24 protein-coding genes are annotated in these 21996 nt (G+C 55.1%); all 24 read right to left on the bottom strand.

Going from position 1 to position 21996, the window contains the following annotated elements:
• Nucleotides 1–49: 49 nt before the first annotated feature.
• Nucleotides 50–1042 (bottom strand): ABC transporter permease, encoded by a 993-nt coding sequence (locus SPI05_RS04025; RefSeq protein ID WP_321076379.1) that lies wholly within the window; start codon nt 1040–1042, stop codon nt 50–52.
• Between the two features lie 14 nt (nt 1043–1056).
• The gene (locus SPI05_RS04020; protein ID WP_321076377.1) at nt 1057–2553 is read right to left on the bottom strand and encodes a sugar ABC transporter ATP-binding protein; all 1497 of its coding nucleotides are present in this window, start codon (nt 2551–2553) and stop codon (nt 1057–1059) included.
• A 12-nt stretch (nt 2554–2565) separates the two neighbouring features.
• A complete protein-coding gene (locus SPI05_RS04015; protein WP_321076375.1) occupies nt 2566–3552 on the bottom strand; it encodes a LacI family DNA-binding transcriptional regulator in 987 nt (328 codons plus the stop codon).
• A gap of 230 nt (nt 3553–3782) precedes the next feature.
• Complete coding sequence (locus SPI05_RS04010; RefSeq protein ID WP_321076372.1) at nt 3783–4928, bottom strand: MalY/PatB family protein; 1146 nt, start codon at nt 4926–4928, stop codon at nt 3783–3785.
• A gap of 179 nt (nt 4929–5107) precedes the next feature.
• Nucleotides 5108–5392 (bottom strand): 30S ribosomal protein S17, encoded by a 285-nt coding sequence (rpsQ, locus tag SPI05_RS04005; RefSeq protein ID WP_004008341.1) that lies wholly within the window; start codon nt 5390–5392, stop codon nt 5108–5110.
• 3 nt (nt 5393–5395) lie between these two features.
• On the bottom strand, nt 5396–5638 hold the full coding sequence (rpmC, locus tag SPI05_RS04000) for a 50S ribosomal protein L29 (protein ID WP_004008342.1): 243 nt from the start codon (nt 5636–5638) through the stop codon (nt 5396–5398).
• Nucleotides 5635–6051, bottom strand: coding sequence for a 50S ribosomal protein L16 (gene rplP / locus SPI05_RS03995; RefSeq protein WP_282922097.1), 417 nt, complete (start codon nt 6049–6051; stop codon nt 5635–5637). The genes rpmC and rplP overlap by 4 nt, the downstream gene beginning before the upstream one ends.
• A gap of 3 nt (nt 6052–6054) precedes the next feature.
• Nucleotides 6055–6876, bottom strand: coding sequence for a 30S ribosomal protein S3 (gene rpsC, locus SPI05_RS03990; RefSeq protein WP_321076368.1), 822 nt, complete (start codon nt 6874–6876; stop codon nt 6055–6057).
• A 3-nt stretch (nt 6877–6879) separates the two neighbouring features.
• Nucleotides 6880–7605 carry a 50S ribosomal protein L22 gene (gene rplV, locus SPI05_RS03985; RefSeq protein WP_321076366.1) on the bottom strand — a complete coding sequence of 242 codons (726 nt, stop codon included), beginning with the start codon at nt 7603–7605 and terminating at the stop codon, nt 6880–6882.
• Nucleotides 7606–7624: 19 nt separating this feature from the next.
• On the bottom strand, nt 7625–7903 hold the full coding sequence (gene rpsS, locus SPI05_RS03980) for a 30S ribosomal protein S19 (protein ID WP_282922100.1): 279 nt from the start codon (nt 7901–7903) through the stop codon (nt 7625–7627).
• Between the two features lie 15 nt (nt 7904–7918).
• Nucleotides 7919–8755 carry a 50S ribosomal protein L2 gene (gene rplB / locus SPI05_RS03975; protein ID WP_282922101.1) on the bottom strand — a complete coding sequence of 279 codons (837 nt, stop codon included), beginning with the start codon at nt 8753–8755 and terminating at the stop codon, nt 7919–7921.
• A gap of 12 nt (nt 8756–8767) precedes the next feature.
• Nucleotides 8768–9070: a 50S ribosomal protein L23 gene (rplW, locus tag SPI05_RS03970; protein WP_282922102.1), complete on the bottom strand. Its 303-nt coding sequence runs from the start codon at nt 9068–9070 to the stop codon at nt 8768–8770.
• Complete coding sequence (gene rplD, locus SPI05_RS03965; protein ID WP_321076364.1) at nt 9067–9711, bottom strand: 50S ribosomal protein L4; 645 nt, start codon at nt 9709–9711, stop codon at nt 9067–9069. Before rplD ends, rplW begins: the two co-directional genes overlap by 4 nt.
• Nucleotides 9712–9713: 2 nt before the next feature.
• Nucleotides 9714–10370 carry a 50S ribosomal protein L3 gene (gene rplC, locus SPI05_RS03960; RefSeq protein WP_282922104.1) on the bottom strand — a complete coding sequence of 219 codons (657 nt, stop codon included), beginning with the start codon at nt 10368–10370 and terminating at the stop codon, nt 9714–9716.
• Between the two features lie 11 nt (nt 10371–10381).
• Nucleotides 10382–10690 (bottom strand): 30S ribosomal protein S10, encoded by a 309-nt coding sequence (gene rpsJ / locus SPI05_RS03955; RefSeq protein ID WP_004008351.1) that lies wholly within the window; start codon nt 10688–10690, stop codon nt 10382–10384.
• 366 nt (nt 10691–11056) lie between these two features.
• Nucleotides 11057–11848, bottom strand: coding sequence for an ABC transporter ATP-binding protein (locus tag SPI05_RS03950; RefSeq protein WP_321076362.1), 792 nt, complete (start codon nt 11846–11848; stop codon nt 11057–11059).
• Between the two features lie 3 nt (nt 11849–11851).
• Nucleotides 11852–12841: an ABC transporter permease gene (locus SPI05_RS03945; RefSeq protein WP_282922107.1), complete on the bottom strand. Its 990-nt coding sequence runs from the start codon at nt 12839–12841 to the stop codon at nt 11852–11854.
• A 186-nt stretch (nt 12842–13027) separates the two neighbouring features.
• Nucleotides 13028–14011: an ABC transporter substrate-binding protein gene (locus SPI05_RS03940; RefSeq protein ID WP_321076359.1), complete on the bottom strand. Its 984-nt coding sequence runs from the start codon at nt 14009–14011 to the stop codon at nt 13028–13030.
• Between the two features lie 125 nt (nt 14012–14136).
• Nucleotides 14137–15762 (bottom strand): aldehyde dehydrogenase family protein, encoded by a 1626-nt coding sequence (locus SPI05_RS03935; protein WP_321076358.1) that lies wholly within the window; start codon nt 15760–15762, stop codon nt 14137–14139.
• A 90-nt stretch (nt 15763–15852) separates the two neighbouring features.
• Nucleotides 15853–17475 (bottom strand): aldehyde dehydrogenase family protein, encoded by a 1623-nt coding sequence (locus tag SPI05_RS03930; RefSeq protein WP_321076356.1) that lies wholly within the window; start codon nt 17473–17475, stop codon nt 15853–15855.
• Between the two features lie 148 nt (nt 17476–17623).
• Complete coding sequence (tuf, locus tag SPI05_RS03925; protein ID WP_321076355.1) at nt 17624–18820, bottom strand: elongation factor Tu; 1197 nt, start codon at nt 18818–18820, stop codon at nt 17624–17626.
• Nucleotides 18821–19028: 208 nt separating this feature from the next.
• Entirely contained in the window at nt 19029–21161 is a 2133-nt protein-coding gene (gene fusA / locus SPI05_RS03920; RefSeq protein WP_321076353.1) for an elongation factor G, read from the bottom strand.
• A 100-nt stretch (nt 21162–21261) separates the two neighbouring features.
• Nucleotides 21262–21732 (bottom strand): 30S ribosomal protein S7, encoded by a 471-nt coding sequence (rpsG, locus tag SPI05_RS03915; protein ID WP_321076351.1) that lies wholly within the window; start codon nt 21730–21732, stop codon nt 21262–21264.
• 2 nt (nt 21733–21734) lie between these two features.
• On the bottom strand, nt 21735–21996 hold a 262-nt coding region (gene rpsL, locus SPI05_RS03910; protein WP_321076350.1), incomplete at its 5' end, for a 30S ribosomal protein S12.

Genomic DNA, 21996 nt, shown 5'->3' with positions numbered 1-21996 from the left:
AATGCGCAAAGGAGGCTTCTCTTCCCAGGGCAAGCCCTACTCTTGTGGTTTAGTGTGCAGATTCTTTGTTCTTCAAAGCATCAATCCCCACTGCTATGGCGATGACCAGTCCTATAACCACCTGTTGCCAGAAGGAAGGAACATTCATAATGTTGAGCCCGTTACGAATTACCGCCAGCAAGAGAGCCCCGACCAGAGTTCCGGAAACCTTACCTGAACCACCGGCCAGGGATGCGCCTCCAATCACAACCGCGGCAATAGCGTCAAGCTCATATCCCACACCGGCTTGAGCTCCAGCGGAATTAAGCCGACCAGCCATAACCATTCCTGCCACACCCGCATAGAGTCCGCACAACGCAAACACGGTTACCTGCACTTTTTTCACGGGAATGCCCGAAAGCCGAGCAGCCTCGATATTGCCGCCGACAGCATACATGGCACGTCCCATAGCGGTACGGTTGAGGATTAAAGCCGCCACGATTCCCGAGAGAGCAAACACGATAATCGGGACGGGAATCGGGCCTAGACTCCCACCTAGCAAATTCACTGCGGGTGGGGTAGGAATCGGTTTACCTTGGGAAATGACCAGCGTGAGTCCACGCGCTATGGACAGCATCGCTAGAGTAGCAATGAAAGACGGCAAACGAAAATATGCATTGCTAATCCCGTTTACTGCCCCGCACATGATCCCAGCTAACAATCCGACTAGCAAAGCCAGCCAGCTGGGGACACCTATAACAGTGAAAGCGTAAGCACCCACCATGGCTGACAGGGCCAACATGGAACCAACCGACAAGTCGATACCAGCTGCCACGATTACGAAAGTCATTCCAAACGCAAGAATGGCAGTGACGGCTGTCTGCACACCGATTTGGGTAATGTTATTGACCGAGAGGAACACCGGTGACGCTAGACTCAAAACGATGGCCAGAATTACCAAACCAACTAGGGCTCCATTGTTGGCAAGGAAGGTTTTGACCTTAACCAGTCCGCTAGACTGTTTCACTTCACGTTTAGTACTTGGTTTCGTTACTGTTTGCATATTGACCTTCTTTTCTAGATCTGTGACAACTCTGCGACATTGGAAACCGCCAGTGTCATGATTTCGTCTTGAGTGGTTTCTTTACCTGGGAGCTCCCCGGCAACTCGGCCTTCCGACATCACCAGAATCCGATCTGACATACCAAGTACCTCAGGCAATTCACTTGAAACCATCACCACCGCGCCACCATCGGACACGATTTGATTAATAAGTTCATAAATCTCGACTTTTGCGCCCACATCAACCCCGCGAGTCGGCTCATCTAGTAGTAGCACCTTCGATTCGGCCAACACCCACCGTCCAAAGACTAGTTTTTGTTGGTTTCCACCCGAAAGCTCTTTGACTTTCTGATCAATGCTCTCCATACGAACTCTCATCCGCTGGGACACTCCCTCAGCTTGTTTACGCAACATTCCTCGTTGCGCTATCCCCAAACGAGCACTGGGCATGAGTTTTGCATAGCCGAGGTTTTCGCAAGCCGTAGCACCCAAAACCAGGCCCTGAGCCTTTCGGTCTTCAGGAACCATGCCCAGACCTAGAGAAATCTTCTTAGCAATCTGGGAATTTGGCACTTCTTTTCCCTGAATTCGGATTAGTCCTGAGTCAAATGTGTCGGCTCCCGCGATGGCTCTCAAAACCTCAGTTCTTCCTGCACCAACCAGTCCGGCGATGCCCAGCACCTCCCCAGCGCGAACATTGAAACTGACATCGGAGAATTTCCCTGCTGAACTGAGATTTTTAACCTCTAGCATTATCTCTCCGGCTTTAACCTTGCGAGCAGGAAACTGCTCGTCAATAGAACGTCCCACCATGAGACGCACTAGCTCGGGCTCTGGAGTTTGCGCATCTACTTGCGCCACTAGTGTTCCATCCCGCAGCACCGACACCATGTCTCCGATTTCAGCCAGTTCGTTTAGATGATGAGAGATAAAAATCATCCCCACACCCTGTGACTTAAGTGAGCGCATCAGTTCGAACAAGACCTTTATCTCTTTTGTCGTCAAGGCAGCTGTAGGCTCATCAAGAATCAGTATTTTGGACTTCACTGAGAGAGCCTTGGCGATTTCCACCAGTTGCTGACCTGCTATCCCCAATTCACCCACGGGCTGTTTGAGGTTGAGCTTCATGCCTACCAAATCCAAAGCCTCTTGCGCTTGGCGATAAAGTTCTCGTTTATCTAGCACTCCGGCCTTAGTTGGGAGTCTACCCAGCAGAAGGTTCTCTGCCACACTCATCTTGGGGACGAGGTTGAGTTCCTGGTGAATTATCGAGATTCCGTGCGCCTCCGCGTTTTTAACGTTAGCTATTGTCACAGGTTTGCCATCCAGGAACAGCTGGCCCTTGTCTGCACCATATATTCCGGCAATGATTTTTATGAGGGTGGATTTCCCGGCGCCGTTCTCGCCCAACAACACATGTACTTTCCCTGGTTCTACACGCAGAGAAACGTCTTTTAACACCTCTACTGGCCCAAAAGACTTATAAATATGCTTTAGCTCCAACGTTGTCATCTGCGCTGCTCCTTACTTTGCCCGCGCCGTGGATTTGCGAAGTATGAGAGATGTTGGCAAGTGAAGGCTTTGCGCTTCTTCCCCCGAAATAAGTTTCTGCAACTCCTCAACGGCCAGAGAACTCATTTGCTCGATGTCCTGATTAATCGTGGTCAACGGCGGATTGAGATGCTCCATGATCGGCAAGTCGTCATAACCGATAATTGATAAATCCTGTGGTACATGGATTCGCTGTTTACCGAGGTAACTGAGTATCGGCCACAGGCGAGGAGTGTAGGCAATGATGGCTGCGCTGACATTGGCCTCCAGCAACTCTTTCATCAACGCAACTGAGTGTTCTTCACCTGTTGGCTTCGGATCAACCACAGTTTCCAGCCCTAGTTCAGCCCCAACCTCTTGAAAGGCTCGAAGACGCTGTTGAGTAGTTGAAGTATGTTCTGGACCCAATACCATCCCAATGCGTTTGTGTCCCAGCCCCTGCAGGTGAATCAGCGCCTCCCGAATTCCCGGGTAGGCATCTGAATCTACTGTAGGTACCTCGTAACCATCCATCGTGCGGTCAACAAACACAACAGGAACTCCCGCTCTTTGCACCTTTTTCAGAGCTGAGGAATGTCGGCTCTGAATAACCAGAATCATCCCATCCACTCGATGTTCCAAAGCTTGATGAAGAAATTGCTCCTGTTGCTCAAAGTTCTCTGAGGCGTTGCCGATAATCATGGCATACCCGGATTCTGCCAGGCTAGTTTGCAGTCCGTGGGCAAGGAGACCGAAATAGGGGTTGCGCACGTCCGAAACAAGTACTGCCACAACCCGATTCTGTTTTGAACGCAAAGAACGGGCTAGGCCATTAGGGGTGTAGTGCAGCTTTTTAATCGCCGTATACACCTGCAGTTTTGCCTTTTCAGAAGCCGATTTTCCCGAGAGAACGCGCGACACGGTAGCCACCGAAACTCCAGATTCCTCGGCTACATCTTTGATAGTCACGTTATCACGCATTGACTCTCCACTCCATTGTGTAAACGATTACATGTAAACGTTTACACAAATCCTGCCATACAAAAGTGTGCCCTGTCAAGCAAAACAGAAAAAGAAAATTTCCTCCCGGCCAGAACCCCTATTCAACTACATTTAACAGGGAAACTACTCGCGCTGGAACGTGAGGTCTGTATCCGTATGCTCCTCTAAACCTCCTAACAGGAAGAGGTAACAATGATGTTTTGGAAAACTTATATTCCCGCTTCTATAACCCCCAAAGCTGCGTGCAGCACTTCGGGGGTGGTCGCCAGGTTCAAACGGAAGGACTTTTCAAAGCCTTTGCCCAAGTCCGCACCATCGTTGACAATTAGGCCGCGATTCCGCAGGGTCTGGGCGGGGCAATCTCCGAGGATCCCATCAGTTTCCCACCATGACAAATAGGTCGCCTCAGGCAGGAACACCCGGAAGTGCTCACCGTGATTTGTCAGCCAGTTGCGGACAGTTTCCCGGTTTTCGACAATCTGCGCTTTTACTTCCCCCAGCCATTCGCGGCTGTCACGGAAAGCGCTGATGGCTGCCAGCATCCCCCACGGGGTCGCCCCGGAGGCAAAAACTTGCAGAGGGGTGCGTAAACGTTGCCGCAGCGATTCATCGGGAATAATCCATTGCGCACAGTGCAGACCGGGGATATTCCAGCCTTTTGAGGCAGCTGAAGCAGTCACGGTCCGGGAAGCTGCCAAATCAGAGAAAATGGCGAAAGGCTGGAGTTTTCCGTCCAAGACTAGCGGGGAATGAATCTCATCTGAGAACACTAAAACGTTCGGATAATGTTCCAAAATATCGCACAAGCCAGACATTTCGGCGGGGCTCACGCACTTGCCCACGGGGTTCCAGGGGTTGCACAACACCAGCATTCCCCCGGCCGGGGCCGAGCGGAAAACCTGCGAGATTCCCTCCAGGTTCAGCTGATATTGACCAGTTTGCGCATCATAGTTGGACACGACCTGGACGACTTCGTGGCCTTGGTCCTGGGGCATCGTCAAAAATGGCATATAGGCCGGGGTCGGCACCACTACCGGAGCCTGCGGGGGAAGAATACTCATCACCGCTTGCAGCACCGACAATACGTCCGAGGCCACACCAACCGCATCGGGCTCGATTTGCCAGCCAAATTCATCCGCATAGAACTCGCGCATCGCCTGGCACACCTGCTGGGATAGACCTACGGGAGGATAACCGGTAACGGTGTCATCGAGGGCGGACTGCAGGGTATCCCTCACGGCGGGCGCGATTCCAAAGTCCATTTCCGCGACCCACATTCCCAGGAATCCGGGGTGGATGCTCCACTTCAAGGAACGAGAATTTTTCAATTCAGACAAAGACGGTAACGCAATCACCCCTATATTCTAGAGGGAGATGCGCGCCAAAATGAGGCCAAGCGCCGCACCTTTCCACTGTCGGGATGAGCAACGACTAGGAAATAAGAACGGGCTCGGATACATAATGTATCCGAGCCGCGTCCTTTATCCAGATTGAAAGGTCTTAAAGACCTCAACCGAGTTTTAGTTGTGGAGAATTACTTGGCCTTTTCGGCAATCTCCACCAGGCGCCAGTGCTTCGTCTTGGACAGCGGGCGCGTTTCCATGATGACGACCAAGTCACCGATACCGGCGAGATTTTGCTCATCATGAACCGTAACCTTCTTGGTTTTGCGCATGACCTTGCCGTAAAGCGGGTGCTTCACGCGGTCTTCGAGCTGAACCACGATGGTTTTTTCCATACGATCGGACACCACGTAACCGCGGCGCACCTTACGGTGATTGCGTTCGGTCGTTTCGGTAGTCATAGTTTCGTCTGCCATTGATTACTCCTTAACGCTGGGCTCGGTACGAATGCCGAGTTCCCGCTCGCGGTAAATGGTGTAGATACGGGCGACATCGCGGCGAACCGCCTTAATGCGGCCGTGATCTTCGAGCTGACCGGTAGCTTGGGCGAAACGCAGGTTGAAAAGCTCCTGTTTCGCGTCCTTCAGCTTCATCGCGAGCTGCTCGTTGTCCATGGCATCCAAATCGTTAGGAGCCAGTCCTTTGGAACCTATCATGTTCATTCACCACCCTCTCGGGAAATAAAACGGGTCTTGATGGGCAGTTTGTGCTGGGCGCGAGACAGAGCTTCGCGAGCCAGTTCTTCACTAACACCGGCGATTTCAAACAGCACACGGCCAGGCTTCACCGGAGCCACCCACCATTCGGGGGAACCTTTACCAGAACCCATACGAGTTTCCGCGGGCTTCTTGGTCAGCGGACGATCCGGGAAGATGTTAATCCAGATCTTGCCACCACGCTTGACGTGACGAGTCACGGCAATACGAGCCGCTTCAATCTGACGGTTAGTCAGGTAAGCGCCCTCCAGGGCTTGGATACCGTAATCGCCGAAAGCGATTTCGGTGCCGCCCTTAGCGTAGCCACGCCGGCCCGGACGGTGCTGGCGACGCCACTTAGTACGACGAGGAATCAGCATTGCTTATGCCTCCGTTTCTGTGGTTGCCCCGGCGGCGACAGTCGCGGCTTCGGGGGTTTCGTTTACGTTTTCGTTGGCCGCGTTGTCAGCAGGACGGTCGGCACGAGAACGGCGGGTCCCCGCGTGACGGTCGTTGCGACGACCCGTACGGCCGGCCTGTTCAGCCTGCATCCGGTTCCAATCCCGTTCGGTCATGTCACCCTTGTAAATCCAGACCTTCACACCGATGCGCCCAAAAGTGGTCCGCGCTTCGTAAAAGCCATAATCGATGTTGGCACGCAGGGTGTGCAGCGGCACGCGACCTTCCCGGTAGAACTCGGAGCGTGACATTTCCGCACCGCCCAAACGACCAGAGCACTGCACGCGGATACCTTTGGCACCCGCACGCTGCGCGGACTGCATTCCCTTACGCATCGCGCGACGGAAAGACACACGGGCGCTGAGCTGTTCAGCAATGGACTGAGCGACCAGCTGGGCGTCCAAATCGGGGTTCTTAACCTCGCGAATGTTCAACTGCACCTGTTTGCCCGTCAGCTTTTCCAGCTGGGCGCGCAAGCGATCTGCTTCCGCGCCGCGGCGTCCGATGACGATACCGGGACGAGCCGTGTACAGGTCAACAGACACACGATCTCGGGTTCGTTCGATTTCGACCTTAGAAATACCGGCGCGTTCCAGCTTGTCCTGCATGAGACGACGAATCTCGACGTCTTCCTTCACGAAGTCGCGGTAACGCTGACCGGACTTCGTAGAGTCAGCAAACCAGCGGGAACGGTGTTCCGCGGTTACGCCCAGACGGAAACCAGTGGGATGTACTTTCTGACCCATTATTTACTCCGCTCCCTTCTCAGTGCTTTTCGCGGCGGTCTTTTTTGCCGCCGTGCTCTTCGTAGCCGTGGACTTGGTCGTGGACGACTTCGTGGTCGTAGACTTTGCGTCCGTAGTCTTGGTGGCAGTGGACTTCGTCGTTGTCGACTTAGTGGTCTTGGACTTCGCAGCCGTGGACTTAGTCGCGGCAGGCTTCTTGGCAGGAGCCTTCTTGTCCGTGGTCGTGGACTTCGCAGCCGATTCTTCCTGAGCCTCTACCGGCTTAGCTGCCTTTTTTGTGACAGCGGCCGCAGCAGCCTTCTTTGCGGCGGAAGCCGAAATCCGATCAGCTTCCGGACGGCGCTGGGACGGCAAGTACGGAGCGGCAAGTTCCTTCTTGTCTTCCGCGTCTCCCACCACAATGGTCAGGTGAGAAGTACGCTTCAAGATACGCGCCCCGCGCCCTCGTGCCCGAGCCCGGAAACGCTTCATCGTGGGTCCGTCATTGACGTAGGCCTCGATGACGTACATCTCATCGGAATCAAAAGACGTACCGGCGTTGCGAGCCGCCTGCTCGGCGTTAGCCAAGGCGGAAACCAGAGTCTTGCGAATCGGCAAGGCCGGCTTTTGCGGAGCAAACTTCAGCACGTCAAGCGCCTTGTTCGCTTCCATTCCGCGCACCTCATTCATGATGCGGCGAGCCTTTTGCGGAGTCACACGCACATAGCGGGTATGAGCAGTAGCTTTCATGTTCTATCCCTCCCCCGCTTTAGCGGCGACCTTTCTTGTCTTCCTTGTCGTGACCACGGAAGGTACGAGTCGGAGCAAATTCACCCAACTTGTGACCGACCATGGATTCGGTGATAAACACCGGCACGTGCTTGCGACCGTCGTGCACCGCGATGGTGTGACCCAGAAAATCCGGGGTAATCATCGAACGGCGCGACCAGGTCTTAATGACGTTCTTTGTGTTGGCCTCGTTTTGTGCGTCCACCTTCTTTTGCAGGTGAGCATCAACAAAGGGGCCTTTCTTCAAACTGCGTGGCATAAACAAACTCCCCTATCAGCGATTCTTGCCAGTCTTACGGCGACGGACAATGTACTGATTCGACGCCTTCTTCTTGCTACGAGTACGACCCTCGGGCTTGCCCCAGGGGCTCACCGGGTGACGGCCACCGGAAGTGCGGCCTTCGCCACCACCGTGCGGGTGGTCAACCGGGTTCATAACCACACCACGGACCTTCGGACGGCGTCCCAACCAACGGGAGCGACCGGCCTTGCCCAAGTCGATGTTGGCATGATCGGAGTTGCCGACTTCACCAATAGTGGCGCGGCAACGAGCATCCACGTTGCGGATTTCGCCAGACGGCATCCGCAGCTGAGCAAAGCGACCTTCCTTAGCCACCAGCTGGACAGAAACGCCAGCGGAGCGGGCAATCTTGGCCCCGCCGCCCGGACGCATCTCTACAGCGTGAATCGTGGTACCCAGCGGAATGTTCTTCAGCGGCAAGTTGTTGCCGGGCTTGATATCCGCGGTGGGGCCCTGTTCGATGGAATCGCCCTGCTTCAGCTTGGACGGAGCCAAGATGTAGCGCTTTTCGCCATCGGCGTAGTGCAGCAAAGCGATGCGCGCCGAACGGTTCGGATCATATTCGATATGAGCCACCTTGGCGGGAATACCATCCTTGTCGTGACGACGGAAATCAATCAGGCGATACTGGCGCTTGTGGCCGCCACCGCGACGACGAGAGGTAATCCGACCTTTGTTGTTGCGCCCACCGGTCTTGTGCAGCGGACGAACCAGGGACTTTTCCGGGTGATCACGCGTAATTTCCGCGAAATCTGACACGGAAGAACCACGACGGCCCGGAGTTGTTGGCTTGTACTTACGAATTCCCATGAGTTATCCCCCTTAGGCCTGCATCCCAAAGACGTCAATCGAGCCCTCTTTGAGGGTGACGATGGCGCGCTTGGTGTCGTTACGCTTGCCCCAGCCGGTGCGGGTGCGCACGCGCTTGCCCTCACGGTTCTGGGTATTGACGGAAGCAACCTTTACCTTAAAGATTTCTTCGATAGCGGACTTGATTTCGACCTTGTTTGCGTCGGGAGCCACCACGAAGGTGTACTGGCCGTGGTCAATCAAGTTGTAGGCTTTTTCGCTGACGACGGGCTTAATAATCACGTCGTGCGGGTTCTTAGTCTTTTCCAAGCTCACTTGTCTTCTCCTTTCCCAAGGAAGGAGTCCAACGCCGTAGCCGAGAACACCACATCGTCGTTAGCCAACACATCGTAGGTGTTCAGCTCGCCGACGAACAGAGCGTGGTGTTCGCTGAGGTTATTCACACTCAACGCCACGACGTCATCAACTTCCGGGGTCAACACAATCAGGGCGCGACGATCATCGACAACACCCTGCAAAGCTGCCTTCGCGGCCTTGGTGGACGGGGCTTCCTTGACACCGAAGTCGCTCAACACGTGGATACGCCCAGCGCGCGCCCGATCAGACAAAGCCTGGCGCAAAGCGGCAGCTTTCATCTTTTTCGGGGTGTTCTGGGAGTAGTCACGAGGCTGCGGACCGTGTACGGTACCGCCGCCAGCGAACTGCGGGGCGCGAATGGAGCCCTGACGAGCCCGGCCGGTACCCTTTTGGCGCCACGGCTTCTTGCCGCCGCCGGCGACGTCACCACGAGTCTTGGTGGAGTGGGTCCCTTGACGAGCGGCCGCCAACTGAGCGTTTACGACCTGGTGTACCAAGGGGTTGTTAAAGTCGAGGTCGAAAACCTCTCCGGGCAGCTCTACGGTGCCGGTTTTCTTGCCGACGCCATCAAAAATGTCTACGCTGCGGTTTTCAGTCATTGTTAGGCTCCCTTCACTGCAGAGCGGATCATGACGATGCCGCCTTTGGGGCCGGGAATCGCGCCGGTCAAAACGACCAGACCCTTTTCCGCGTCCACAGCCTGAACCTTCAAGTTCATGATGGTGCGACGGTTACCGCCCATGCGGCCAGCCATGTTCAAGCCTTTGAACACGCGGCCCGGGGTGGCGCAAGCGCCGATAGAGCCAGGCTTGCGGTGGTTGCGGTGTGCACCGTGAGAAGAGGACACGCCCTGGAAACCGTGACGCTTCATCACCCCGGCAAAGCCTTTGCCTTTGGTGTTTCCGGAAACGTCCACCAGGACTCCCGCGTCAAAAACATCTGCGCCCAGTTCCTGGCCGAGCTCGTAGGAGCTGGCGTCGTTGGTGCGAATTTCCGCGAGGTGACGGCGCGGCTCAACCCCGGCCTTGGCGAAGTGACCCGCCATCGGCTTGGTGACCTTGCGCTCGTCCATCTTGCCGAAGCCCAGCTGGACAGCGTCGTAGCCGTCGGTTTCATTGGTACGGATCTGGGTGACGACGTTCTTTTCGACCTGGACCACCGTCACGGGAATCAACTTGCCGTCTTCATCCCAGACCTGGGTCATGCCGAGCTTGCGCCCCAGTAATGCCTTAACAGAGGCCATGGTGTCGTTAGTCATCGTGGTCCTCCTTACAGCTTAATCTCAATATTCACGTCTGCCGGCAGTTCGAGACGCATCAGCGAATCAACTGCGGAAGGCGTGGGATCAATAATGTCAATCAGACGCTTGTGGGTGCGAACTTCAAATTGCTCCCGGCTGTCCTTATATTTGTGCGGCGACCGAATCACAACGTAAACGTTCTTTTCGGTCGGCAGGGGCACAGGTCCGACTACGGTAGCGCCAGCACTGGTTACCGTCTCGACAATTTTCTTTGCCGAGGAGTCAATGACCTCATGGTCATAAGACTTCAGCCGAATGCGGATTTTTTGTCCCGCCATGGGCTAACCTCTCTCTAACTGGTTCTTCACCGGTACACGCTTTCGGGTGTGTCGCATTTATAAACGCAACACAAGCGAAATCTCGCACCGTTGGATTTCCATTCCACCTGACTTTTGCCAGGCAAGTGCGCACTGGGAGGCGTGAACCCGCCTCAAGATACGCCGAGGAACTAGCTTACACTTATTGGCTCTCCCGTGGCAAATTCTGCGGTTGGTTCAAGCCCACAGCAAAAAACTGTTCACGAACAATGTTGCACGCTTTCGGCTATTTCTAACTTTAAATGCTGGTACAAACCCAAGCCGAGACGCCACTACGCCGGGAAATACCCAAAACGGCTGAACCGAGCGGCAGGCTCGGGACAAAAATTAGGACAGCATGGTCCGGTCAGATAGCGCCGCGCCTTTGAACTTGGCAAACTGGGCCAGCAGGTCGTCCACAGTCGCGTTTTCCTTGTCTTTCCCGCTCAGTTCCATAATGACCTCACCCTCATGCATCATGATGAGCCGGTTGCCCAGGTGCAGCGCTTGTTCCATGTTGTGGGTCACCATCAGGGTGGTCAGTCCGTGGCGCGCCACCAACTCTTGGGTCAAGCGGGTAATCAACTCGGCACGCGCCGGATCCAAAGCCGCCGTGTGTTCGTCCAACAGCAAAATCTTCGGCTGAGTGAAGACGGCCATCACCAGGGACAGCGCCTGACGTTGCCCGCCGGAGAGCAACCCCACACGAGCCGTCAAGCGATTTTCCAAGCCTTGTTCCAAAACCTTGAGCTCTTCGCGGAACTGCGCCTTGCGGGCTCGGGTCACCCCGAGGCCCAGCCCGTGGCCATGCGTGCGCGCCCAGGCAATCGCCAAGTTCTCTTCAATAGTCATGTGCGGGCAGGTTCCCGCCATCGGGTCTTGAAACACGCGTCCCACGTAACGCGCGACTTTGTAGTCAGGTTTGCGCGTCACATCGTGGCCGTCAATATGTATCTGTCCCAAGTCCGGGCGGTAGCGCCCCGAGACGATGTTCAGCAAGGTTGATTTGCCCGCTCCGTTGGAACCAATGACGGTCACAAAGTCGCCCTCGTCCAACTGCAGGGAGATGTCACGCAGAGCAATTTTTTCGTTAACGGTGTGACGGAAAAACGCCTTGGAAATATGCGAAAGTTCAAGCATGGTTCACAGCCCCTTCCGTCGGGTCCGTTTGGTGATATGTTTATCCGCCGGGCGGGTATCGCCGGAGTCAAGCTCCTCAGCGTCGGCCGTGTCCCAGGGCTGTACTCCGGAGAACTCCGCAATGGGATGGTTCTTTTGCCACGAGAGAAAGCCTTTCCACCGCGGGGCAATGAGGAACACCACCACAATGATGGCGCTCAACAGTTTCATGTCGTTGGGGTTGAATCCCGGAATCATCAAGGCTGCTTGAATAATGACGCGATACACTACCGAGCCGCCCACCACTGCCAACACTGCCATCCAAATGCGTCCGGTCGGGATGACCGCGGTGCCGATAATGACCGAAGCTAAACCGGCAATAATCAACCCGATACCCATAGAAATATCCGCAAAACCTTGATATTGAGCGATGAGGGAACCGGACAGCGCCACCAAGCCGTTGGACAGCGCCAAGCCGACCAGTTTGGCCAAGTCGGTGTTCACCCCTTGGGCACGCGCCATTTCTTCGTTATCGCCAGTGGCGCGTAAAGCCAAACCCAGATTGGTGGACAGGAACCACACGACTATCCCGCAGGCTACCAGCAGGACCACCAGCAAAATCGCTACGCTGACCCACGTCCCCACCAGATTTGCCTCTCGCAGTGGCGTAAACAGCGATTCTTCACGCCGAAACGGCAGGTTGGATTTGCCCATAATGCGCAGGTTCACCGAATACAAACCAATCTGGGTCAAGATTCCAGCCAGCAGGGGGTGAATTTTCCCCGCCGTATTCAGCAAACCGGTAATCAGCCCAGCAATCAGTCCCACCGCAAATCCTGCCAAGGTTCCCAGCCACGGGCTGCCACCGCCGAGGATAACGACCGCGCAAGCTGCCGCTCCGGTGGTAAAACTCGAATCAATCGTCAAATCGGCGAAATCGAGGATTCTGAATGTGAGGTACACCCCTAAGGCCATCAGCCCATAAATCAGGCCCAGCTCCACCGCACCAATCATATTTTTTCAAATCCTTACGTGTATTCCCAAGGCTCCCCGGTCACGTTTTCGGGTTGGCTCACCCACCCATTAAAACACGAGCCTGACACCCTGGCCAAAATAGGGCCGCGGGCACTCGCACCTTTCCAGCATCGCAAAAGCCCACCCCGCTTTTAGGCAGGATGGGCTTTTGTCTAAACACTTCGGTTACTTGACAACCTTGTCGGCTTTATCCAAAAGCTCAGCGGGAATCGGGTGTCCCTGCTTCTTGGCGGCCTCCGGGTTTATCACCAGTAACGGAGTTTTTTGGGCTTCCACCGGCATAGCTTTGGGTTTGGCCTCTCCCTTTAAGATCTTTACTGCCATTTCTCCGGTCTGATGACCCAGGGTCTTGTAATCCAGCCCGAGAGTCAAAGCCGCACCGTTATTGACCGAACTGGCCTCACCAGCCACCGTGAGGATGCCCTTTTCCTCCGCGACCTGCAGCACGGAATCCAACGCAGCTACCACGGTGTTATCGGTAGGAATGAAAATGGCATCGACTCCGGTCAGAGTCTGGGCGGCCTGCTGGACTTCGGCGGTGTTAGTGATGGTTTTTTCCACCACTTCCAGACCTTGCTTGTTAGCTTCAGCTTTCGCCAATTTGACTTGTACCTGCGAGTTTACCTCTCCAGAAGAGTAGATAATGCCAACCTTATGAGCATCGGGAATCACCTGTTTGACCAGGTCAATCTGTTTCGCCACCGGATTCATATCCGTAGTGCCGGTCACATTGTAACCCGGCGCCTCGTTAGATTCCACCAGCTCCGCTGCCACCGGATCCGTCACCGCCGTGAACAGTACCGGGGTATCGACCACGTTTTGGGCAATGGACTGAGCCATGGGGGTGGCGATAGCAAACACCAAATCGTAATCGCCCGCAGCGTACTTCGAGGCGATGGAGTTCACGTTGGTCTGGTCTCCTTGGGCATTGGAAGCGTCATAGGAGACTTCCAGGCCAGCTTCACTTAAAGCAGCTTTAAATCCAGCTACTGCCTCGTCCAAGGGCGGGAAACTGGCGTACTGAGCAATAGCGACTTTGTATTCGCCGTCATTACTAGCAGCACCTCCCTTGGCGGCGTCTGTAGAGGAGCAACCCGCCAGCGCCAAAGCGGACATACCGACAACTATTGAGGCAATTATTCTACGCATCAGGAAAATCCTTCGTTTTGGTGAATATTGAAACTCACCATAACGCTATTCACGTTTTGAAAAAAACTCGTCTCACATATCGAACTACAGGGTTAGCGAAAGGAATCCAACCGGAAAGCAAAAGATTACACCGGGCCGACAAATCGGTCTCGTATCCACCGGAAGACATTTCTGATCCCATCCGCGACCACGGTGTCGGTCACGTTACGCGACAGCCAGGAATATAACCCCATAAGCCAGAAAGTCAGGCGTTCCGTCCAGTTTCCGGAACGCCAGTCTTTCGGCACCCAGGAAATGGACTTCAAACGCGAGGCCGAAAATACCTGGGTGTATTGCAAAATTGCTTCCAGACCATGACGAATCCCCTGGCCGCTTTCGCTTTTGCCCTGAATCGGCGCTTTCCACGACATATCCATAGAGAAATACGTGTCGTTGACGCTGACTGTGGCAAACTGTGCATTGTTAATCAGGTTTCGCACGAAATCAATGTCGCGAGTAAAAACGGCGGCAGAGTCAATGACTCGTGACCCCGTTACCAGGCGCACCACGTTCGCGATGTCTTTGAACGATAGCAGCGCCACTACCGGTCCGTACACTTCCGTTTCCAGAAGGTCCAAATCAGGAGGCAAATCCGCCACGATGGTCGGCTCAAAAAAAGTCGGACTAATCTCGGGACGCGGATGGGATCCTGTCAGTACCCGGGCGCCGTTCTCAAGAGCCCGTTTCACAACTTTTTCACAATTCTTGACTCGGCCAGGGTACATCATGGAGCCCATAGTGGCGTTCCGATCCACGAACCGCCCTACCCGAATCTGCTCATGGGTATATTGGAGCATCATCTGTTCAAACGGTTCTCGCACTGATTCATGCACAAAAATAATCTCGACAGCTTTCGTGGATTGGCCGGCGTTCAGGAAAGCCGAACGGGCACAGGTTTTCGCCGCATCCCACAGTTTCGCGTCATCCATCACCAACGCAATGTTTTTAACCCCTCCAAAGCAAGAAATGGGCACCGAGTGGCGCGCACACTCCATCGAGATATTTTGACACATCCGGTTCGGTCCGATGGCTGAAACATAGTCGAGGGCCGGAATGAACTGCATCCCGAACTGTGAAGATTCCGAAACCACGATGCGCCACACGTCTGCGGGCATCCCGGCATCCACCAGCACCGCTTTCATCAACAGGGCTCCCAGAGTCGCCTGGGGAGTCACAAAATTGACCACTGCGTTACCGGCCATAATAGGGTTCAAGATATCGCAGACCATAGAAATTGGATTGTCCGCGGAAGTGAACATCCCTACTACCCCCATGGGGCGGTACCAGACCCGATAGGTGGACAGCGGTACCGCGCCCCCACCCCGGCGCGGTTTCCACAGATACCGCAAATGTCGCTTAATACCCCGTACCTGGGTAATCATGTAAAAATACTCTGAGGAAGCGTCCAGCCAGGATTTCCCGCTCAACAGCTGGTCGAGCCCAATAATCGGCTCGTAATAGCGCACGACTCGTCTCAAGAATCGGTGCAGAATGCGTGAACGCGTGTAAATGCTCTCTTGTGACCACTGTTCACTCACGGCATGAGCCCGAAACACGGATTGTTCTCCATCAGAGAAGGTGGAGCAATGCAGGGTTCCGAAGGGTTCCCAAGTCTGGACATTGTAAACCGGAGCATCAGCACCGCTCTGTCCACGACCGGCAATGAGCAGGGCTGTCATGAACTTGTCGTCGATACCCTTGGGGTATTCCATATCTCCTCCTTCCTGATTGTAATCTAATGGTTCGTTTCTCCAGTTTGTCCGAATCCGTTGTCACTCTGACGTAGCGAAACGAAAGCAGTTCTATACCGGGCCGTGAACCCGATTCTTAATGTGATGCCGCAGGTTGCGCCACGCATAAGCAATCACGGTATCCGTGAACAGAATCGAGGCAATCACCGCGGCGCGGCTAGAGAAAAAGCTCCACCGTTCCATCCGGTTTCCCGGCTGGAGGTCATTTGGAATCCAGGGATGACCTTCCTGCCTCGCCACGGATTGAACGCGGGAGTACTGCAGAATCGACTCCAACCCGTGACGGATGCCGGAGCCGGTACTCCTGATACCCTGAATCGGAGCTTGCCACGTCGAGTACAGACTCATGTAGGAGTCGTTTATGATTAGCGCTGCGCCGTTGGCCGCCTGGATGAAATCGCGCATCATGAACTCGGATTCAGTGAACATATAGATACAGTAACTGTGCCGAGACTTGCCCAAGAAGCGTGATACTTCCGTGAGGTCCTGGAATGGTTGCAGATAGATGAGGGGCCCGTGAAGCTCACTTGCACAGATTGCGGCGTCCTGCGGCACTCTGGCAAGGATGGTCGGTTCATAGAAGGACGGTCCCAGGTCCGGGGCGGTGCTGCCGCCTAGGACTAGCTCAGCTCCTCGTTGGATCGCGTCGTCCACCAGCTTCTGGATGGTTTGCGCCCGCTGCGGTGTCAGCATGGAACCCAAGGTGGTTTCAGCAGAGTCCAGAGAACCAATGGTGACCTGGTCTGACACAAAGTCTTTCAAGGCGAGTTTAAAGTAATCAAAAATTGATTCCTGCACCCAGATGACTTCGGCACTGTTTACGGTTTGTCCCGCGTGTTGGAAACCAGCGCGGGCCATCGCCCGGACTGCATGATCAAAACGGCAATCTTCACAAATCACGCCAACGTTAAGCACCTGCAGGAAACCCTTGAACGGAACTCGGTATTCCTGGCAAACTCTCGAAATCCGGCGCCCCAGCTTTTCCGAGCCTAAAACCGTGACCATATCCAGACCGGGAATGACGGCGCGCCCCGCTTTTGAAGTTGTGTCCGGAATAATCTTCAACAAACCGTACGGCATTCCCGCATCTACCAACATGGCGTGCATCAGTACAGCGCCCAAGGCCGCCTGGGGGGTCACGAAGTTTATGACTGCATTGCCCGCCGCAATCGCCTGTAGGACATCGTTGATTGAAGAAAGCGGCCAGTCTGGTGACGTGAACATTCCCACTACGCCCAAGGGGCGCTGGTAAACACGCCATCGCGAACCGGGTAGAGCTCCCCTACCAGCTCGGTATTTGCCCAGCCTACGGCTGTTATATTTGATGTTTTGCGCGGTGGACAAAACATCGAGGAGCTCTTCGTGGGCATCAATTAGTGATTTGCCGCTGAGCATTTGCGACAGGGCGACCATTTCGTTTTGATACTTCCACACTATCTGGGAAAATCGGGCCAAAACTTTGGCGCGCCCATAGGACCCCATTTCAGTCCAGACCACCTGTGCTGCCTGCACCGTCATCAAAGATTCCTGGGCGTCTTCGGGGGAAGCCGTAGCGACCCGGGTCAGCAACCGTCCGGATTCCACATCGACCACGTCTTTGCGGGGACCGTGCATCCAGGACAAAAATTCTGCCAAAGTGGCGAAAAAGCTGTCATCCAAGACGTCGGATTCCACCGGCGGCCTCCCTGGGGCTGAAAACGGGCATGTGTATCTTCAAGAATTATAGCTAAAAGCCACAGCTGCTTTTACAAAACGCGGGAGGGCAAGAACCGAAGCTCTTGCCCTCCCGGAAAGTTATTCGCTAACTGATGCGTTTTGTTGATTACTCAACGATCTTGGTCACCTTGCCGGAACCAACGGTACGGCCGCCTTCGCGGATAGCGAAGCCGAGGCCTTCTTCCATAGCGATAGGCTGAATCAACTCCACGCTGATTTCAGTGGTGTCACCAGGCATAACCATTTCGGTGCCTTCGGGCAGGTGGATAACACCGGTAACGTCGGTGGTGCGGAAGAAGAACTGCGGGCGGTAGCCATCGTAGAAGGACTTGTGACGTCCGCCTTCATCCTTCTTCAGGATGTAGACCTTGCCCTCGAACTTGGTGTGCGGGGTCACGGAACCAGGAATGCAGATAACCTGGCCGCGCTCGACATCTTCACGCTTGGTGCCGCGCAGCAGCAGACCACAGTTCTCGCCGGCGTAGGCCTCGTCCATGGACTTGTGGAACATCTCGATACCGGTAACGGTGGTTTTTTGCGTCGGACGAATGCCCACGATTTCGACTTCGGCGTTCAACGGCAGCTTGCCGCGCTCCACACGACCGGTCACCACGGTGCCGCGGCCGGTAATGGTGAAGACGTCTTCGATAGGCATCAAGAACGGCTTGTCCATGTCGCGCTCGGGCTCGGGGATGTAGGTATCGACAGCCTCGATCAGCTCTTCAACCTTCTTGGACCACTCAGCGTCGCCTTCCAAGGCTTTCAGAGCGGAGACGTGGATAATCGGGCAGTCGCGGTCGAAGCCCTGCTTCTCGAGGTCGTCACGGATTTCGTCCTCAACGATCTCCAGCATGTCTTCGTCCACATCCGGGGAGTCGCACTTGTTCAGAGCGACCAGGATGGAGGGCACGCCGACCTGCTTGGCCAACAGGATGTGCTCCTTGGTCTGAGCCATCGGGCCGTCGGTAGCAGCCACAACCAGGATAGCGCCGTCCATCTGAGCAGCGCCGGTAATCATGTTCTTGATGTAGTCGGCGTGGCCGGGGGCGTCCACGTGGGCGTAGTGACGGTTGGGGGTTTCGTATTCAACGTGAGACACGTTGATGGTGATGCCGCGCTGACGTTCCTCAGGAGCGTTATCCACCTGATCGAAGGGGGTGAACTTGTTCGCGGGCAAATCCGGATACTTGTCGGCCAACACCTTGGTGATGGCGGCGGTCAAAGTAGTCTTGCCGTGGTCAACGTGACCGATGGTGCCGACGTTAACGTGCGGCTTGTCGTGAGTGTAAGTGCCTTGTGCCACTTCTTTCTTTCCTCCTGGACTTTAGGTAGTTTTGCTCCGTAATAAATAAGCAGATGTCAGATTACCACTATCTTACGGATTTTCCTACCTGGGTTTTTCTTGATTTATCTTCTTGCGGATTTTGCGGGTTTTTCCTGGAGTATCCCCAGCGGCTTTCGGGACGCGCCCGGCTACGCGCCGGGGACACTACCAAAAAGGAAAAGAACCCTTATGCACCACGGTTGTTGGCGATGATTTCTTCGGAAATCGAACGCGGAACCTCGGCGTAGGAATCGAACTGCATGGTGAACACCGCGCGACCCTGGGTCTTGGAACGCAGGTCGCCGATGTAGCCAAACATTTCTGACAACGGTACCTTGGCGCGAATAACTTTCACGCCCTGGCCGTCGTTCATGGAGGCAATGTTGCCGCGGCGGGAATTCAGGTCGCCGATGACGTCGCCCATGTATTCCTCGGGGGTGCGGACTTCCACATCCATGATGGGTTCCAAGATGACGGGGTTCGCCTTCTTGGCGCCTTCCTTGAAAACCATGTTGCCGGCAATCTTGAAAGCCATTTCCGATGAGTCGACTTCGTGGTAAGCGCCGTCCTCCAACGTCGCCTTCACGTCCACCATCGGGTAGCCGGCCAAAACGCCGGATTCCATAGCTTCCTGGATGCCCGCGTCAACGGAAGGAATGTATTCGCGCGGGACGCGTCCCCCGGTGACCTTGTCTTCGAAAGCGTAGGTCTTGCCTTCGCCCCGTTCTTCCTCACTCAACGGTTCGAACGTGACCAACACCTTCGCGAACTGGCCGGAACCACCGGTCTGCTTCTTGTGGGTGTATTCGACCTTCTCGACCTTCTTCTTGATGGTCTCGCGGTAAGCCACCATGGGCTTGCCGACGTTAGCTTCCACCTTGAACTCGCGCTTCATTCGGTCCACGATGATGTCCAAGTGCAACTCGCCCATACCGCCGATAACGGTCTGGCCGGTTTCCTCGTCCAAACGCACGGTAAAGGTCGGGTCTTCTTCGGCCAGCTTCTGGATGGCGATACCCATCTTTTCCTGGTCGGCCTTTGACTTCGGTTCCACCGCCACGTGAATCACGGGTTCGGGGAAGCTCATGGATTCCAGCACAATCGGCTTGTCAATGGCGCACAACGTGTCGCCAGTAGTGGTTTCCTTCAAGCCGATGAAGGCGTAGATGTGACCAGCGTGCGCAACTTCCACCGGGTTTTCGTGGTTGGAGTGCATCTGGAACAGCTTGCCCACGCGCTCTTTCTTTCCCTTAGTGGAGTTGTAAAGCTGGGTGCCTTGTTCGGCCTTCCCGGAGTACACTCGCACGTAGGTCAGCTTGCCGTAGAACGGGTGCACGGCCACTTTGAAAGCCAAAGCGGCAAACGGCTCGTTCTCGTCAGGCTTGCGGGATTCGGTTTCGCCCTCTTCCTCGTGACCGGGACGGAAACCGCGAACCTCCTCCACGTCCAACGGGCAGGGCAGGTAGTCGATAACCCCATCCAAGCAGGGCTGCACGCCCTTGTTCTTAAAGGCGGAGCCACCATAGACCGGGTAAATCTCGGAACGGACGGTACGCGCCCGGATTCCTTGCTTAATCTGGTCAACGCTCAGTTCACCGTTCTCAAGGTAGGCTTCCATCAGCTCATCGCTGGCCTCGGCAGCCTCTTCGGTAGCGGTCTCCAGGTATTTGGCGGCCTTGTCCTGGTATTCCGCGGGAATGTCTTTGTATTCAACAACGGCGCCCTTGGTATCGTTACCGTCGGCGTCTTTCTCAGGGAAGTACACGGCTTGCTGACGCAAAACGTCAACGACGCCGACAAAGTCGGATTCCGCACCCATCGGGAAAGTCATCACTACCGGACGAGCCCCCAAGCGGTCAATGATGGTCTGGACCGAAAAGTCGAAGTCCGCGCCCAGCTTGTCCATCTTGTTGATGAAGCAGATACGCGGCACGTTGTACTTGTCAGCCTGGCGCCACACGGTTTCGGACTGCGGTTCCACGCCTTCCTTACCGTCAAACACCGCTACCGCTCCGTCAAGGACGCGCAGGGAACGTTCCACCTCAACGGTGAAGTCCACGTGTCCGGGAGTGTCGATGATATTGATTTGATTGTTGTTCCAAAAACAGGTCGTAGCCGCGGAGGTAATGGTGATACCGCGTTCTTGTTCCTGTTCCATCCAGTCCATAGTTGAAGCGCCATCGTGCGTTTCACCGATTTTGTAGTTGATACCGGTGTAGAACAGGATGCGTTCCGTCGTGGTCGTCTTACCAGCATCGATGTGTGCCATGATGCCAATGTTGCGGACCTTTTTAAGGTCAGTTAGCACGTCAAGTGCCACGGGCGTGTCCCTTCGTTAGTGTTTGTTATTTCTTAGTATTTCTAGTAAGTCACTCGGTGCGGGTTTGAATCCGGAACTTACAGGAGCGACTGCCCGGCGACTACCAGCGGTAGTGGGCAAAGGCGCGGTTAGCTTCAGCCATCTTGTGAACGTCCTCACGGCGCTTCACCGCGGCACCCAACCCGTTGGAAGCATCCAAGATTTCGTTCATGAGACGTTCTGTCATGGTCTTTTCACGACGCTGACGGGAGAAATCCACCAGCCAACGCAACGCCAGAGTGGTCGCGCGAGAGGCTTTGACTTCCACCGGAACCTGGTAAGTTGCCCCACCGACGCGACGGGAACGAACCTCCAGATGCGGGCGAATGTTTTCCATGGCGCGCTTGAGTACCACGATGGGGTCCTGCTCGGTCTTGTGAGCTACGCCTTCCAGCGCGCCATAGACGATGCTTTGAGCCACGGACTTTTTACCGTCCAACAGGACGCGATTAACGAGCTGGGTAACCAGCGGAGAGTTGTACACCGGGTCTGCAATGAGTAGGCGCTTAGGCGCCGGTCCTTTACGAGGCATTCTTACTTCTTCTCCTTCTTCGCACCGTACTTGGAACGACCCTGTTTACGGTCGCGCACACCTTGGGTGTCAAGAGCGCCGCGCACGATGTGGTAGCGCACACCCGGAAGGTCCTTCACACGGCCACCACGTACCATTACGATAGAGTGCTCCTGGAGGTTGTGACCCTCGCCCGGAATGTAAGCATTCACCTCTTTCTGGTTGGTCAAACGTACACGTGCCACCTTACGCATTGCCGAATTAGGCTTTTTAGGGGTAGTGGTG

This window comes from Mobiluncus sp. (genome assembly GCF_034180645.1).
Classification (GTDB): Bacteria; Actinomycetota; Actinomycetes; order Actinomycetales; family Actinomycetaceae; genus Mobiluncus.
Note: the sequence above shows the minus strand (reverse complement) of the source record. Positions and strands in the feature narration are given on the sequence as shown.